The organism is Stenotrophomonas maltophilia group sp. Smal12 (genome assembly GCF_037079935.1).
GTDB classification, from domain to species: Bacteria; Pseudomonadota; Gammaproteobacteria; order Xanthomonadales; family Xanthomonadaceae; genus Stenotrophomonas; species Stenotrophomonas sepilia.
Map to the genome: position 1 here is coordinate 1 of NZ_JBAWUK010000032.1, position 14,656 is coordinate 14,656.

14 protein-coding genes are annotated in these 14,656 nt (G+C 67.0%); 4 read left to right on the forward strand and 10 right to left on the reverse strand.

All coding sequences use genetic code 11. The features are described from left to right. Positions 1-433: 433 nt before the first annotated feature. The 3 genes from WDC87_RS14280 (at position 434) to WDC87_RS14290 (ending at position 4,712) form a co-directional block, all read left to right on the forward strand. Positions 434-2,656, forward strand: a complete 2,223-nt coding sequence (locus WDC87_RS14280) for a methyl-accepting chemotaxis protein (protein WP_252745344.1) — start codon at positions 434-436, stop codon at positions 2,654-2,656. A 168-nt stretch (positions 2,657-2,824) separates the two neighbouring features. Next, positions 2,825-3,193: a glycine zipper 2TM domain-containing protein gene (locus WDC87_RS14285; RefSeq protein WP_005415760.1), complete on the forward strand. Its 369-nt coding sequence runs from the start codon at positions 2,825-2,827 to the stop codon at positions 3,191-3,193. Between the two features lie 226 nt (positions 3,194-3,419). Then, positions 3,420-4,712 (forward strand): hypothetical protein, encoded by a 1,293-nt coding sequence (locus WDC87_RS14290; RefSeq protein WP_252745345.1) that lies wholly within the window; start codon positions 3,420-3,422, stop codon positions 4,710-4,712. A 44-nt stretch (positions 4,713-4,756) separates the two neighbouring features. On the opposite strand, the gene WDC87_RS14295 is transcribed toward WDC87_RS14290, so the two are convergent. From WDC87_RS14295 to WDC87_RS14315, 5 genes are all read right to left on the reverse strand, one after another. Further along, positions 4,757-5,884, reverse strand: coding sequence for an ABC transporter permease (locus WDC87_RS14295; protein ID WP_252745346.1), 1,128 nt, complete (start codon positions 5,882-5,884; stop codon positions 4,757-4,759). Continuing rightward, positions 5,881-7,068: an ABC transporter permease gene (locus tag WDC87_RS14300; RefSeq protein WP_072166866.1), complete on the reverse strand. Its 1,188-nt coding sequence runs from the start codon at positions 7,066-7,068 to the stop codon at positions 5,881-5,883. Before WDC87_RS14300 ends, WDC87_RS14295 begins: the two co-directional genes overlap by 4 nt. Continuing rightward, the gene (locus WDC87_RS14305) at positions 7,053-8,066 is read right to left on the reverse strand and encodes an efflux RND transporter periplasmic adaptor subunit (protein ID WP_072166865.1); all 1,014 of its coding nucleotides are present in this window, start codon (positions 8,064-8,066) and stop codon (positions 7,053-7,055) included. The genes WDC87_RS14300 and WDC87_RS14305 overlap by 16 nt, the downstream gene beginning before the upstream one ends. Beyond that, positions 8,059-9,465: a TolC family protein gene (locus WDC87_RS14310; protein WP_072166864.1), complete on the reverse strand. Its 1,407-nt coding sequence runs from the start codon at positions 9,463-9,465 to the stop codon at positions 8,059-8,061. Before WDC87_RS14310 ends, WDC87_RS14305 begins: the two co-directional genes overlap by 8 nt. Before the next feature lie 78 nt (positions 9,466-9,543). Next, on the reverse strand, positions 9,544-10,437 hold the full coding sequence (locus tag WDC87_RS14315; protein ID WP_252745347.1) for a LysR family transcriptional regulator ArgP: 894 nt from the start codon (positions 10,435-10,437) through the stop codon (positions 9,544-9,546). Between the two features lie 105 nt (positions 10,438-10,542). On the opposite strand from WDC87_RS14315, the gene WDC87_RS14320 reads away from it, so the two are divergent. Continuing rightward, a complete protein-coding gene (locus WDC87_RS14320; protein WP_252745348.1) occupies positions 10,543-11,157 on the forward strand; it encodes a LysE/ArgO family amino acid transporter in 615 nt (204 codons plus the stop codon). Here the strand turns inward: WDC87_RS14320 and map are convergent. From map to WDC87_RS14345, 5 genes are all read right to left on the reverse strand, one after another. After that, entirely contained in the window at positions 11,154-11,936 is a 783-nt protein-coding gene (gene map, locus WDC87_RS14325) for a type I methionyl aminopeptidase (protein ID WP_252745354.1), read from the reverse strand. The genes WDC87_RS14320 and map overlap by 4 nt on opposite strands. Positions 11,937-11,943: 7 nt before the next feature. Beyond that, on the reverse strand, positions 11,944-12,156 hold the full coding sequence (locus tag WDC87_RS14330; protein ID WP_006425741.1) for a ParD-like family protein: 213 nt from the start codon (positions 12,154-12,156) through the stop codon (positions 11,944-11,946). Positions 12,157-12,223: 67 nt separating this feature from the next. Further along, a complete protein-coding gene (locus WDC87_RS14335) occupies positions 12,224-12,583 on the reverse strand; it encodes a VOC family protein (RefSeq protein WP_072166862.1) in 360 nt (119 codons plus the stop codon). 94 nt (positions 12,584-12,677) lie between these two features. After that, positions 12,678-13,562: a hypothetical protein gene (locus WDC87_RS14340; protein WP_252745349.1), complete on the reverse strand. Its 885-nt coding sequence runs from the start codon at positions 13,560-13,562 to the stop codon at positions 12,678-12,680. A gap of 3 nt (positions 13,563-13,565) precedes the next feature. After that, positions 13,566-14,630, reverse strand: coding sequence for a GNAT family N-acetyltransferase (locus WDC87_RS14345; protein WP_252745350.1), 1,065 nt, complete (start codon positions 14,628-14,630; stop codon positions 13,566-13,568). Positions 14,631-14,656 lie beyond the last annotated feature (26 nt).

A 14,656-nucleotide genomic window follows, 5' to 3' on the forward strand; every position in this document is an offset into this window, starting at 1 on the left:
CTACATCGAGATGTTCTACAACCCGATCCGCCGGCATGGTTCCGCTGGCGGCGTGTCACCGGTAGAGTTTGAAAGGCGCTACGCGCAGAGCGGCAACTGAGTGTCTACAGAACTCTGGCCGGTCCAGTGCGAGTTCCGGTTTGTGCTCTCCTTCCAGTTCGAGAGCGTCTATACGGCAAGGCTCGGGAAGGATCTGGTCTTCCCGGGGCCAGCTACCCCGTAATGCCGCGCAACGGGCTGGCAGGTCCCTGTCTGATCCCATCTCGCTACCCGTGGCGATATACCTTATGGATAGAAAGCCCTCGTGAGTCGTCCTATTTCACACCTGTCTGCACAGTTCCAGAGTTTTGGATCGATATAATAATAATCGGCCCATAAAGTTTCCCCTGCCTGCGCCGCCATCGATCGTACGGCCATGATCAAGGGAATTGAGATGCTCGCCTTACGCAACCTCCGAGTGGGACCCCGGCTGGGTGCCGGGTTCGGTTTGCTGCTGCTGTTCATCGTGGCCATCGTCGGCCTGGCGCTGTACGGAAACCATCTGAAGTCCGCCCAGTTCTCGAAAGTGGTGGACGTCAACATGGTGAAGATGCGGCTGTTGAACGAGATGCTGGATACCAACAACGCGGTGTTGATGCACCGCCGGCTGATGGTGATCAAGCGCGGCGAGGATTTCGACAAGGATTATCAGAAGGCGCAGGAGCTGTCGCAGACCTACGATGGTATCTGGGCCAAGTACATCAAGATTCCACGCGACGCCACCGGCGATGCCCTGGTGGCGAAGATCGACGCGGCACGCAAGGCCACCGACGCCTCCACCCAGCATCTGCACGAGCGCATGAAGGCGGGTGATTTCGACGGTGCGGGCAAGGAACTGCTCGCCGAGCACGGCCTGGCTACCGCATGGAACGAGACGATCTCGACCCTGCTGCGGCATCAGGAGACACTGACCGCGCGCAGCCGCGAGGAATACCGTTCAACCGAGTCCTGGACCGGCACGCTGTCGATCGTGTTCGGTGTGCTGAGCCTGATGCTGGGCTCGCTGGCCGCGTGGGCCATCACCCGCAGCCTGACCTGCCCGCTGGAAGGTGCGGTGAAGCTGGCCGACGGCATCGCCAACGGGCGGCTGGACAACAGCATCGACGCGTCCGGCAACGATGAGGTGACGCAGCTGCTCAGGTCGATGCAGCGCATGCAGGCGCAGTTGCAGTCGGTGATGGCGGCGCAGGGCGAGCTGGCCCGCCAGCACGATGCCGGCAGCCTCAGCTATCGCATGGACGAGAGTGCGTTCCCCGGCGACTACGGGCGCATGGTGCACGAGACGAACGCGCTGGTCGGCTCGCACGTGCAGGTGCAGAACCGGCTGATCGAAGTGATGAAGCATTACGCCCGTGGCGACCTGTCGGTGGACATGGATCCGCTGCCGGGCGAGAAGGCGGCGATTACCCAGGCAATGGACGAGACCAAGACCAGCCTGTCTGCGATCAACGGCGAGATCCGCCGGCTGGCGACGGCCGCGGCGGCGGGCGACTTCAGCCTGCGCGGCGATGAAGATCGCTTCGCCTACGATTTCCGCGACATGGTGGCCGGGCTCAATCGCTTGATGCAGACCACCGACCAGAACCTGGTACAGGTGTCGACCCTGCTGCAGGCGATCTCGCGCGGTGACCTCACCGTACGCATGCAAGGTGATTTCCACGGCGTGTTCGCCCGCATGCGCGATGACTGCAATGCCACCGTCGATCAGCTCAAGCAGATTGTCGGCCGCATCCAGTCCAGTGCGTCCAGCATCAACCTGGCAGCGGGCGAGATTGCCTCGGGCAACACCGATCTGTCGCGGCGTACCGAGCAGCAGGCGGCGAACCTAGAAGAGACGGCGGCGTCGATGGAGGAACTGACCTCCACCGTGAAGCAGAACGCCGAGCACGCACGCCAGGCCAACCAGCTCGCCATCGGCGCGCACAGTGTCGCGTCACAGGGCGGCGAGGTGGTCGGCCAGGTGGTCACCACGATGTCGGCCATCGAAGCCTCGTCGAAGAAGATCGCCGAGATCATCAGCGTCATCGACGGCATCGCCTTCCAGACCAACATCCTGGCCTTGAACGCGGCGGTGGAAGCCGCGCGTGCCGGCGAGCAGGGCAGGGGCTTTGCGGTGGTGGCCAGTGAGGTGCGCACGCTGGCACAGCGCTCGGCCGGTGCGGCCAAGGAGATCAAGGGCCTGATCGAGGATTCGGTCGGCAAGGTCGCCGATGGATCGGCGCTGGTCCGCCAGGCAGGCACCACAATGGGCGAGATCGTGGCGTCGGTGCAGCGCGTGACCGACATCATGGCCGAGATCTCTGCCGCGTCGCAGGAGCAGAGCTCGGGCATCGAACAGGTCAACCAGGCGGTGGTGCAGATGGACGAGACCACGCAGCAGAATGCGGCGCTGGTGGAAGAAGCCAGCGCGGCGGCACGCTCCATGGCGGAGCAGGCCAACCTGCTGGCCGAGGCGGTATCGGTGTTCCGCACCGGTGCGGCAACCGCGGTTGCAGCCGTGCGTCCGGCCCTGGCTGCGGTGGCCGCGACGGTTACTCCGGTGCGCAGGCCGGCGGCACTGTCGCCGCGCATCGAGCCGACACTGGCGGCCAATGCCGGTGGTTGGGAAGAGTTCTAGCTGGAACGTGGCATGCCGGTAGGGAGACGGCGCCCATTGCGATGGCTGATCGCGATGGGCGCAGCTTTCTTCCTGAACGCGCGATGGCCGATGAGGTGGCGGACACGCGCATTTCACTTCCGGTTGCCAACCGCAGGAGGAAACATGCGTCATACCGGAACTCAGGAGATGGCCATGAAGACCTCGACCCGATTGCTTGTGCTGGGCACCCTGCTGGCGGCTTCGTCGGTGGCCGGCGCGCAGACCTATGGCCCGCGCGATGAGGGACGCAAGTTCAATGACGGCAGCCGCGTGGTCTGCAAGAACGTGGAAGTGCAGCGCAACTCGCGCGATCCGAACCGCATTGCGGGTACGGCCACGGGTGCAGTGATCGGCGGCCTGCTGGGCAACCAGGTGGGCGGCGGCAATGGCAAGAAGCTCGCTACCGTGGCCGGTGCTGTGGCCGGTGGTGCGGCCGGTCGCCAGATCCAGGGCAACAGCCAGCAGAAGAACGGCGACCGCGTGGTCGAGCGCCGTTGCGAGCGCGTCTATCGTTGATCGGTTGCCGACAGCGCCCGTTCCCCCCTTGCACATCGCAGTACTCGAACGCCGGCCCCGCGCCGGCGTTCTTCGTTCCGGACCTGTATCGCTGACTCCGGCGTCGTGCCTATACTGCGCCGACTCAACGGATGAATGTCCAGTGAACGAATCGGCTCCAGCTCCCCAACCGGCACCGCTCGCAAGGCATGACCCGATACCGGAAGCGACTGCCCATCCCCATCGGGTGCGTGATCGCACCGATGAACTCGAGCTCTTCATTTCGGGCCTGCTGGCGTTTGCGCTGCTGGCCGTGCCGGGTTATCTGTTCGACGCCTGGGCGCGCAGCAGCCTGCACACCGAAGGCATGTACTTCCAGATGCTCTGGTTCGGTTTCAGCATCAGTGTCGGCATGTGCTATGTGCTGGCAGTGGCCTTGATCATCCACCTCACGGTGCGCGGCTACTGGATCGGGCTGATCGGCCTCAGGTCGCATTTCCCCGATGGCATTGACTGGGACCGCCTGCCAAGAATGGGGGCGGTCACGCGCGCCTTCCTGCAGGCCCGGGACGGAGGCCTCGATGGCAGCATCGAACGTGCCGACCGGCTGGCGACGATGCTGTTCTCGACCACCCTGCTTGCCGTACAGACATTGGCGGGCACCCTGGTATTGGCCGTCCTGACGCTTGGTGTGTCGATGGTGATCGGCGCGCTGTCCGGCGGCGCCGATCATGTCGCCATGCTCGCCCTGTGCACTGTGCTGGCCGCAATGTTGGCGCTGGCTGTTACCCCCGGGATCCTGGAGAAGATCGTGGCGCGGCGGCAGGCGCGCGGGCAACCCCATGAGCGACCGCAGCGACTGCTGCAGGGCATGCTGGCGGCACTGCAACGGGTTCCGCTGTTGCGCCTGATGCAGACCATGCAGCTGACCATGCAGAGCAACCTGCGCTCGCGTTCGTTCATGGCGGCCTACCTGTTCGCGGTGCTGGTAGCAATGCTGCTGGCGGCCGTGCAGGTGATGGCGTCGTTGAAGTTCTCGCTGTTCAACCGTTACCAGATCGTCACGGAAGCGGCGGTTGAGCACGGCATGCTGAGTGCGCATTACGAATCGATGCGTTCGGCGCATGACCAGCTGCTGCCGTACCCGATGATCCCGTCGGACACGATCAGCGGTGCGCAGCTTCGTTTGTTCATTCCGCATCGCCCGCAACGCGACAATCCGCTGGCGCGCCAGCATTGCACCGCACTTCCGGACGCGCGCAATGAGGCCACCGGGCAACAGGCCGCCAATGCCGCAGTGGAGTGCCTTTCCCGGCTCTGGCAGGTCAAGCTGGACGGCGCCCCGGTCGACCTGCATGGCTTCGTGCCCATGGAGCGGCGTGACCTGGATATGCGCGGCCTGGTGGGGTACCTGCCTACCCGGGGGCTCGCACCCGGACGCCATGACCTGGAACTGGTGTGGAATGCTGCAGGCGGCGAGCGGGGGGCCGGAGGGCGCCGCGCGTTCCGCATCCCGTTCTGGTATGCCCCGGATCCATAAACGATGGATCAAAGCGGCCATGCCGCGCCGCTTGAACAGGCCGCTTACGACTTAATTCCCTCCGTCCCCTTTCTGGCGAGGAGGCGCCAGGTGGCGAGGCTGCCATAGAGCAGCAGCAGGACGGTGAGGGTGATCAGTTCGTGGCTGACGTCGGCCAGGCGGGCGTCCATCTGGTTCAGGCGCACCATCAGGTTGATGCCCGAGGTGGTCGGCAGCAGCTGTGCCAGCCAGACCAGCGGATGCGGCGTCATCACCGCCGGCCATGACAGGTTGGCCAGGAAAAACAGCGGGATGGAGGTGGCGATGATGTACTGGAAGGCGCGCTCGCGGGTGCGGAAGAAGCTGCCGACGAACAGGCCGAAGGCCACGGTGGTGGCGATGAACAAGGTGCCGCCCAGCAGCTGGCCCATCGGGTTGCCGCCGCGTGGATAGTCCTGCACCCAAGCAGTGAAACCGGCGTACCAGAACAGGCCGAACAGGCCGATCAGGCCGAAGCCCAACGCCATGCCGGCCAGCGCCGGCAGGTCGAAGCGCAGGCGCCGGCCCAGTGCGAGGCGGCGGCCGCCGAGCAGAACGCCGATGCCCATCAACAGCGTCTGGTGCACGATCAGTTCGGCCACGCCGGGCACGATGGCGCTGCCATAGCCTTCCTGCGTGTTGTACAGCGGGCGCTGCACCAGGGTGACCGGCGGTGCCTGCGGCGCACCCATGAAGGCGGCCTGGCCGACCACCGCATCACGCCCGAACGCACCCAGCGCATCAGCTACGCTGCCCAGCACCCAGCTGGCGCGGCCCAGGTAGGCACCGTTGCCAAGCAATACCAGCTTGGCCGGATGGCCGCGCAGGATGTCGCGCTCCAGGTTGGCCGGGATCACGACGATGCCTTCGGCGTGGCCGGCTTCGAGCTGCTGGCGTGCGCTGTCGACGTCCGCCGGTTGCCCGACCACGCGCGCAACGCGCAGTGCGTCGAGCTTGCGCAGCAGCTCGCGGCTGGTCGCGCTGTGGTCTTCGTCCACCACCAGCACCGGCAGGTTGCCGGCCACCTGGTGCCGATAGGCGGCTGGATAGAAGAACGAATACAGGATCACCGCACCGACCATCACCACGATCGCGTAGCGGTCGCACAGCACCGCCATCAGGGTCTGCCGCAGGCTGCGCCAGAGCATGCTCATGCGTCAGCCCCTGCGGATTGTGCGGCGGCGGGCGTGCGTGCAAAGGCGATCAGGCGCAGGCCGCCGATGCCACCGGCCACCACCGTCATCAACAGCAGCGTAGCCAGCGGCCATGCCGAAACCTGCAGCGGCGAGCCGATGAACTGCTGCTGGGTCTGCAGCTTGATGTAGGCGCTCAACGGCAGCAGCTGGTGCCAGACGCGGGTAAACAACGGCCCGTCCAGCACCGGGAAGGTAGCGCTGGAGAACGCCAGTGCGGTGCCGATGCTCAGACCGACCGCAGACAACGCGGTGCCCATGTCGCGGGTGACGCCGACGAAGAACAGCGCGTAGGCGGCCGTGGCCAGGTAGAACAACGGCTGCGCGAGCAGCAGCAAAAGCACGCTGCCGGCCACACCATCGCCGCGCAGCCACGCCAGGTAGCCGATGCCGAGCGCGCCATACAGCGAGAACAGCAGGAGGTACGGCGCGACCTTGCCGGCAATCGCCGACCACGGCGTGCGAGCCAGCCAGGCGGGCAGGGTGCCATCGCGGATCTCGCGGCCGAGGCTGCCGGCCACGGCAAGTGCCAGTACCAGTGACAGCACCGCCGGGAAGATCAGTGGCAGCAGGAACAATTCGTAGCTGCGCGCCGGGTTGTAGAGGATGTCCGACTGCACCGCGATCGGCGCCGCGCGCAGCTTGCCCGGGCCGACCTGCAGGCCGATGCGCTCGCGCAGCAGGCGTGCGTTCCATGCGGAAACCGCGTCGCCGATGTCGCGCGACGCCGACTGGCCGGTGGTCATGTAGGTGGCGTTGTAATAGGCGAACACCGTGCCCTGGCGCCCACGCAGCGCCTGCCGGGTGACATCGCGCGGCACCAGCACGATGGCGAACACGTCCAGGCTGCGCAGCTGCGATCGTGCCTCCTCCAGGTCCGCTGGTTGGCTGGCGACGCGTACGCCGGGACTGGCGTCGAGCATGCGCAGCAGCAGGCGGCTGTCACTGCTGTGGTCAAGGTCGACCACAGCAATCGGGATATCGCGCATCACCGACGGCGTGAACATCCATGCCATCACGACCAGCATCAGCAGTGGCAGCACGGTGACCAGCAGCAGGTCGGCACGGTTGCCGCGCAGCGACTGCAGCTCGCGCCGCCACGAAGCGGCGAAGCCGTTGCGGTCCGGGCTCAGTGCTGGGGCCATGCGAACAGCACGCTCATGCCGGGGCGGAAGCCCTCGATGCGGCGTACCGGGCGCACCCGCACCTCGAAGCTGCGGACGTCATAGCCGGACGACTGGCGGGTGGTACGCCAGGTTGCGTAGTCGCCGGCCGGATTGATGAAGTAGACCTCGAACTCGCCATCCAGGCCCAGCGCCGGCACGCTGCCCTGCAGCTTGCTGCCGACCTTCAGGCCCTGCATCTGCGATTCGCGCAGGTTCATCGCCACCCACATGCGGTCGATGTCGACCAGGGTGAACACGGGATAGCCGGCTGGCACCAGCTCGCCCGGGTCGGCCATGCGCTTGTTGATCTCGCCCGCCACCGGCGCGCGTCCTTCCACTTCGGCTCGCGCAGCGTTGACCTCGGCCACCGCGCCCTGCGCCTGCTGTACCTGGCCCTGCGCGGCACGCTTGTCCTGCTCGCGGGCGCCGGCCAATGCCATGTCGTACTGCGCGCGGGCGGCGCGGGCCAGTTCGCGCGAACTGGTGGCCTGGGCATGCGCTTCATCGCGCTTCTGCCGGGTCATCACCCCTTCGTTGAACAGGTTCTGCACGCGCCGGTAGGTGGCTTCGGCCAGTGTCGCGCCGGCTTCGGCGCGCTTCCAGTTCGCTTCGGCGGCGCGGATGTCTTCGCTGCGCGCGCCTTCGTCGGCCTTGTCGGCCACCGCCTGCGCAGCCGCCAATGCGCCGTGCGCCTGCTGTTCCTTGGCAGCCACTTCGGGGCTGTCGAGCAGGAACAGCACCTGCCCGGGCTGCACGCGATCGCCCTCGCGCACCTTCAGCTCGGCCACGCGTGCGGTGATCTTGGCGGCCACGTTGATCGTGTCCGCATCGGCCATGCCCTGGATCTGGTCGGCCGGGCTGCGCCAGGCCAGCCACAGGCCGAGCACCACCGCGACCAGCAGGACCACCAGCAGGATCGGTCCCAGCCGCCGCTTGCCGGGGGGCGTCGTCGCATCGTCGTGCAGCACATCACTCATGGTCGATCACCTCGTCCGCACGCCGCCGGAATTCTTCGAAACGGTCCATCTGTCCACTGATCTCCAGCAACTGTGCCAGCGCAATGTCGTATTGGTAGGCGGCCTGTGCGCGCTCGACACGGGCGCCGCCCAGGCCGAGCCGCGCATCGATCACATCCAGCGAGGTGGCCTGGCCTTCGCGGAATGCCAGCTCCTGCAGGCGCAGGTTTTCCTGTGCCTGGGCGATGCTGCTGTCGAGCAGCACGAACTGCTGGCGCGCGGTCTCAAGTTCGTTCCAGGCCTTGCGCACGCCCAGTGCGACCTGGTTCTCGGCCTCGCGCAGGCCCGCTTCGGCCTGCTCCTGCTGCGCACGCGCGGCGCTGATCTGCGCCGGCCGCGAGTTCGGCGACAGGAAGGTGTACTTCAGCCCGATGCCGAACGCCCAGTCCGGGTCGGTCAGCATTTCGTCGCGGCGGCGGAAGTCGTACTGGCCGAAGGCGAAGATCTGCGGCTTCAGCTTGGCCTGCTGCACGCGCACGCCCTGTTCGGCCTGCGCAACCATCGCGCGCAAGCGCGCGATCTGCGGCTGGCGCGCCTGCGCGGTGCGCTCGAAGCTGGTCACCGGTTCCAGCGGCACGCGCTGCACGAACAGCGGCGACACCGGCTGCACCTCGCCACCACTGCGCAGCAGCGTGGCCAGCGCGGCCTTCAGCGTAGCCAGATCGTTCACCGTCTTCTGGTATTCGCGCTCGGCCTTGTCGCGGGCCACGGTGGCCTGCAGGCGCTGGGCGCGGGTGGCAAAGCCCTCGCGTTCCAGCTTTTCTGCATCGGACAGGTGGCGGTTGAGGCCGTCGCGCACGTCGCGGCGCACGTCCACCGCCTGCTCGGCCAGGCGCTGGCCGAAGTAGGCCTGAGCCAGCTGCACGGTCAATGATTGGCGCTGCGCCTCGCGCTCGGCGTTGGCCTGCTCATGGGCGGCGCTGGCCGCACGTTGCGCGGCCGGGATCACGCCGCCGGTGTACAGCGGCAGCACCGCGGTCACTACCGGGCGTGTACGCCAGTCGCGCTCGGTGAACGACAGCGGCGAATCGATACCGAAGGCTTCAGCCACGGGCGCCAGCGAACCCAGTGGCAGGGTCAGGGTCTTCTGGAACTGCAGGCGGCGCACTTCGCCGGTGATCTCCGGCAGGCGCAGCAGGCGCGTGGCGTCCTGCAGGTCCTGCTTGTTGCGTACCGCTGCATCAGCGGCCGCCAGCGCATCGGAGACCTGCTCCAGGCGTTGGCGTGCCTGTTCCCAGTCCAATGCGGGGGCGTCGTTGCTGTTCTGCGCGGACGCAGCGGTTGGCAGGCAGGTCGCCAGCACCAGCGCCAGCGCGGCCTTCGCGCGGTGCATCCTTGTACGTCGGCCGATCACGCCCATGCCGTCCCAGTGGTAAAGAAGTGCGCAAACGGTAGTGCGCGCGGCGTGAAGCCCGAGTCTGCGGTCATCCAATTGTCCTCAACGAAGGGTGCCGCTGGCTGCAGTGCGCAGCGCCTGGGTGATGTGCTGCAGCGTGCTTGAGCGCACGGCGGCATGTTGCCAGTACAGCGGCACATCCAGCCAGCGGCGGGGTTCCAGTACCACCACGCGGCCGGCGCGCACGGCGGGCGCGACCAGGGTTTCCGGGGCCATGCCCCAACCGAGTCCGCACGCGGCGGCTTCGACGAAACCGGTGGAAGAGGGCAGGTAGTGTAGCGGCGGCTGCAGTCGCGCGCGGGTCAGGCGCTGCACGAAGCGCCATTGCAGTTCATCCTTGCGGTTGAACACCAGCATCGGTGCGCGCGCCAGGGCCGCGGCCTGCATGCCATCGTTGAAGTACTGACGGGCGAAGCCGGGCGAAGCGATCGCGTGGTAACGCATGGCGCCGAGCGGGTGCACGTTGCAGCCCTTCACCGGCTGGCTTTCGGCGGTCACTGCGCCGAGCACGCTGCCATCGCGCAGCAACTGCAGGGTGTGGTCCTGGTCGTCCATGCGCAGGTCGAACAGGTAGCCATGGCGCTGGTGCAGGTCGGCGATGGCGGGCACGAACCAGGTATCAAGCGAGTCGTCGTTGACCGCCAGGGGGATGGGCGTACGGGCAGCGTCGTTGCCACGCTCGGGTAGCAGCTCGGCCAGCGCCTCGGCTTCCAGTGCCTGCATCGGGCGTACCCGGCGCAGCAGTGCTTCCCCCGCTGCGGTCGGTCGGCAGGGTGCCTGGCGCACCACCAGGACCTGCCCGAGCCTGTCTTCCAGCGCCTTGATCCGTTGCGACAGTGCTGATGGGCTGATCGACAGGCGGCGTGCCGCGGCCTCGAAGCTGCCTTCTTCCAGCACCGCAGCGAATGCGGCCAATTGTGGATGTACCAGATCCATGCCGGTGCCTCTTCAGTTTTCCTGCACAGGATAAAGAAAAATCAGATTGTCTAAACATGGGCGGTGCCGCACCCTGCGCGTCCCCTCGCTGCCTGGCCTGTCCTGATGTGGATCGCCGCTACCGCCGCCGGCCTGTTCGCAGGTGTCGGCCTGATCATCGCCATCGGCGCGCAGAATGCCTTCGTGCTGCGCCAGGGCCTGCAGCAGCGGCATGTGGGCGGGGTGGTGCTGGCCTGCGCCGGCGCGGACATCGCGTTGATCCTGGCCGGCGTCGGTGGCATGGGCGCGCTGGTGCTGCACTGGCCGCTGCTGCTGCAGGGGCTGCGTTTCGGTGGTGCGGCGTTCCTGCTCTGGTATGGCCTGCAGGCGGGACTGCGCGCGTGGCGCGGTGGCAGCGTATTGGCAGCCGCCGAGGCGCAGGCCGCTAGTGGGCGCCAGGTGCTGCTGACCTGCCTGGCGTTCACCCTGCTCAACCCGCACGTCTATCTGGATACGGTGGTGCTGCTGGGCAGCCTGTCCACGCGCTACCCGGGCAATCTGCGCTGGGCCTTCGCCGCCGGGGCCTGCGTGGCCAGCGTGGCCTGGTTCTGCTCGCTCGGCTATGGGGCGCGCCTGTTGCAGCCGGTGTTCCGCAGGCCGAGTGCCTGGCGGGTGCTGGATGCAGGCATGGCGATGTTCATGCTCTGCCTGGCCACGCTACTGCTGTTGCGTCCGCTCTAGGCCGCGTCCACCGCGCACAGTGGCGCTTCGCCGGGGCGCAGGGTCAGTACGCGCACACCGTGGCGGGTGACCGCCACCGTGTGCTCGAACTGCGCCGACAGCTTGCCGTCGCGGGTGTAGACCGGCCATTCGTCCGGCTGCTGGCGGATGGCCGGCTTGCCCTGGTTGAGCATCGGCTCGATGGTGAACACCATGCCCTCCTCCAGCACCCTGCCGGTGTTGGGATGGCCGTAGTGCAGGATCTGCGGTTCCTCGTGCATTTCCTGGCCGATGCCATGGCCGCAGTATTCCTTCACCACGCTGTAGCCGTGACTGCGCGCGTGGCGGGCGATGGCGTGGCCGATGTCGCCCAGGCGTGCACCGGGGCGCACCGCAGCGATGCCTTTCCACATCGCCTGGTAGGCGGTCTGCACCAGCCTGCGCGCGGCGTAGTCGACCTCACCGATCAGGTAGGTGGTGCTGGAGTCGGCGATGTAGCCGTTCTTCTCCAGGGTGATGTCGAGGTTGACGATCTGGCCATTGCGCAGCACGTCGGTGGTGCTGGGTACGCCGTGGCAGACCACGTTGTCGATCGAGGTGTTGAGCACATACGGGAAGCCGTACTGGCCCTTGCTGGCCGGCCGCGCCTGCAGTTCATCGACGATCATGCGTTCGACGAACTCGTTGATCTCCATCGTGCTGCGGCCCTGCAGCGGCAGCTGGTCGAGCGCGGCGAACACCTGCGCCAGCAGGCGCCCGGATTCGGCCATCAGCGCGATTTCGTGTGGCTGCTTGATCACCGCCACGTCAGGCCCGCCCGGGTGCCAGCGCCTGTGGCTGCACGCCGGCTGCGCGCAGTTCGCTGGCGACGATGTCCTGGAAACTCAGCGTGGGGTTCATTTCGCACAGCATGCCGACCCGGATCCAGAAGTTGGCCTGGGCGTTGATCGAGCGGCTGGAGACGGTGCAGGCACGGCGCAACTGGTCGTGCAGGGTGTCATCGATGTTGACGATGCCCATCGGCGGTCCTGGAGTGGGAATATACGAAGCGTATATTTTTCGTATATCCGCCTCAAGCCCGCGTTGTTCAGTCCAGGTGGGTGGCAAAGCGCAGGCGGTTGCCGTCGGGGTCGCGCAGCAGCATTTCGCGGCTGCCCCAGTCGGTGTCATGCGGTGGCTGCTCGATCGGCACGTTGGCGGCGCTGAAGGCGCGGTACAGGCTGTCGACGTCGTCGACGATGAAGTACACCGCGCCGCCTACCTCGCAGTCACCGCTGTGCTCGGTGAGGAAGATCGTCTGGCCGTCCCGGGTGAGTTGGGCGAACAGCGGGAAGCCGGACTCGAAGCGGTGTTCCCAGTCGACCACGAAACCCAGCCCCTGCACGTAGAACGGCAGGGTGGTGTCTGCGTGGCGCATGCGCAGTTGCGGGATGACGGTCTGGGGCATGGCGGCGGCTCCGAGGTGGGAACCCAGTGTAGTGCCGGCCGCTGGCCGGCACTACCGAAGCCACGCCGGCCAACGGCCGGCATTGCCGACGCGGTCAGCAGGCCGTCGGTGCGGCGGCGATTGCCGCCAGCAGTTCGCGGTTCACCTGCTGGTGACGCGCCTGCCAGACGGGAAGATCATCGGCCCTGATGTCCGGTTGGCCATCCAGCGACGACAGCCAGCGCTTGAAGCGGCTCTGGTAGTTCGCCAGCGAGACTTCGCCGGTGATGTCACTGCCGACCAGGCCACCGGCGCGCAGTGCTTCGATCACCACCAGTGCGTGTTCCAGCTGGAAGCGGCCCTGGTCCCAGTTGCTGCGCGCAACGTCCTCGGCGAATACATCCTTGTCGATCGACAGGTAGGTCGGCTGCGGGGATGCGGCCTGCTCGGCGGCGAACGCGGCGACCAGTGCCTCCGGGTGCTCGAAGCGTCGGAACGCACGGCCCATGCCGAGGCGGTGGCCCCAGCCCACGTCCACGTCCATGCACCAGTACGTCAGGCGTCCACCCATCAGCGGTCGCCAGTGGTTCTCCCAGGCATGACCGAGGCCGATGTCGCTGGAAGTGATGCCGAGCACATGGATGTGCGAGATCTGCGGCAGCTTGCTGGCGGCGTTCACCCACGAGCCGCAGTGCATGCCGAGCGGGAACCGCATGTTGTCCGGATGGTTGTCCAGCACCACCAGCTGGAACGGGGCCTGCCCATGCATGCGGCGCAGCAGTGGCAGGCTCAGGTGGTGGAAGTCGCCGCTGCCGAGCATGACGGTTCCGAGCTGGGCCGGCAGCGGTGCCAGCACGTCAGCGGCGAAACGGTCGAGGGTGGCATTGCTGCAGGCGAAGCGCAGCGGATCGTGCCACTGCGGCAGAGCCAGGGTCTGCGCCTTTGGCAGCGGCAGCACGCCACCGTCCAGGTCCAGGATCAGCGGGGAACGCAACGGCATCGTTCAACCGCCTCCATCAGGTTCGCCCTGCAGGTGCGGGGCCAGCTTGCGCAGGGCGGCGCGCAGCAGCGGGGAGCGTGCGTGGATCGCGTGCCGGGTGGAGGTGAAGCGGGCGCCCAGCTCGGCCTTGATCCGCGAGTCGGTCCAGCCGGCCACGTAGTGGCTCAGGCCGTGCTGCAGCGCGTACTCGAGGTTGTGCATCCAGCTGACCGCGTACAGGTTGTGCTCGCGCGACTGCGGGTACGCCAGGCCGATGTACTTGTCCACCAGCTTGCCGGCATGCACGTAGCACAGGTTCCAGCCGATCAACCGGCCCTGGTGGCGGTACAGGAACATCCGTCCCTGGCCCTGGCTGTCGGCCAGCAGGTACTGGAAATAGGGCAGGTCGAGCTGGTCGAAATGCACCGCGCTCTGCGCGTATACGCCCAGGTACAGCGCGTACAGTTCGGCCTGCAGTTGCGGGTCGGCCAGGGCCGGGTTGCCGGTGGCGATGCAGTCGATCTGCAGGTCATCGCGCGAACGGAGCTTGCGACGGATGTTCTTGCGGCGCGACGATGACAGGCGGCCGAGATAGTCGTCGAGCGAATCGAAATCGATCGCCACCCAGGCCAGCGGCATGCCTTCCAGTTCGACGAAGCCGCGTGTCAGCAGCGCCTGCAGGAAGGCGCCGCTGTGTGCGTTGGCGGCGTCGTCCAGCAGCGGTGAATCGATCGCCAGGTCCTTGACCACCAGCAGCCGGGTATCGCCGATCGCGTGACGCGTCACGTCCTCGGCCAGCGCCTCCGGCGCCACGTCCGCCGGCAACGGGGTGTACTCGGTGCTGGTGGCACCGACGAAGCGCGTCTTCCAGGTAATCCAAGGTCGCCACAGGCGCGACAGCGGCAGGCCGAGCAGCCTGCCGCGCAGGTCGTCATCCATGGTGGTGGTCAGATCCAGCGGCGCATGGAAGGTCGGCAGGCCGCTGGGAAGGCGGCCTGCCTCGAATCCGAGCGGCGGGTGGGCCAGGAAGCCCTCCAGCAGCGCGGCCGGTTCCAGCGCGGTGCTGGATGCGCGTGACGTCATTTCCATCGGCACGGGAACCGGCAGCGCATCGA

Coding starts and splice junctions, on each gene's coding strand:
- WDC87_RS14280 (WP_252745344.1), top strand. CDS start 434: ATGCTCGCCTTACGCAACCTCCGAGTGGGACCCCGGCTGGGTGCCGGG.
- WDC87_RS14285 (WP_005415760.1), top strand. CDS start 2,825: ATGGCCATGAAGACCTCGACCCGATTGCTTGTGCTGGGCACCCTGCTG.
- WDC87_RS14295 (WP_252745346.1), bottom strand. CDS start 5,884: ATGAGCATGCTCTGGCGCAGCCTGCGGCAGACCCTGATGGCGGTGCTG.
- WDC87_RS14300 (WP_072166866.1), bottom strand. CDS start 7,068: ATGGCCCCAGCACTGAGCCCGGACCGCAACGGCTTCGCCGCTTCGTGG.
- WDC87_RS14305 (WP_072166865.1), bottom strand. CDS start 8,066: ATGAGTGATGTGCTGCACGACGATGCGACGACGCCCCCCGGCAAGCGG.
- WDC87_RS14310 (WP_072166864.1), bottom strand. CDS start 9,465: ATGGGCGTGATCGGCCGACGTACAAGGATGCACCGCGCGAAGGCCGCG.
- WDC87_RS14315 (WP_252745347.1), bottom strand. CDS start 10,437: ATGGATCTGGTACATCCACAATTGGCCGCATTCGCTGCGGTGCTGGAA.
- WDC87_RS14320 (WP_252745348.1), top strand. CDS start 10,543: ATGTGGATCGCCGCTACCGCCGCCGGCCTGTTCGCAGGTGTCGGCCTG.
- WDC87_RS14330 (WP_006425741.1), bottom strand. CDS start 12,156: ATGGGCATCGTCAACATCGATGACACCCTGCACGACCAGTTGCGCCGT.
- WDC87_RS14335 (WP_072166862.1), bottom strand. CDS start 12,583: ATGCCCCAGACCGTCATCCCGCAACTGCGCATGCGCCACGCAGACACC.
- WDC87_RS14340 (WP_252745349.1), bottom strand. CDS start 13,562: ATGCCGTTGCGTTCCCCGCTGATCCTGGACCTGGACGGTGGCGTGCTG.
- WDC87_RS14345 (WP_252745350.1), bottom strand. CDS start 14,630: ATGGAAATGACGTCACGCGCATCCAGCACCGCGCTGGAACCGGCCGCG.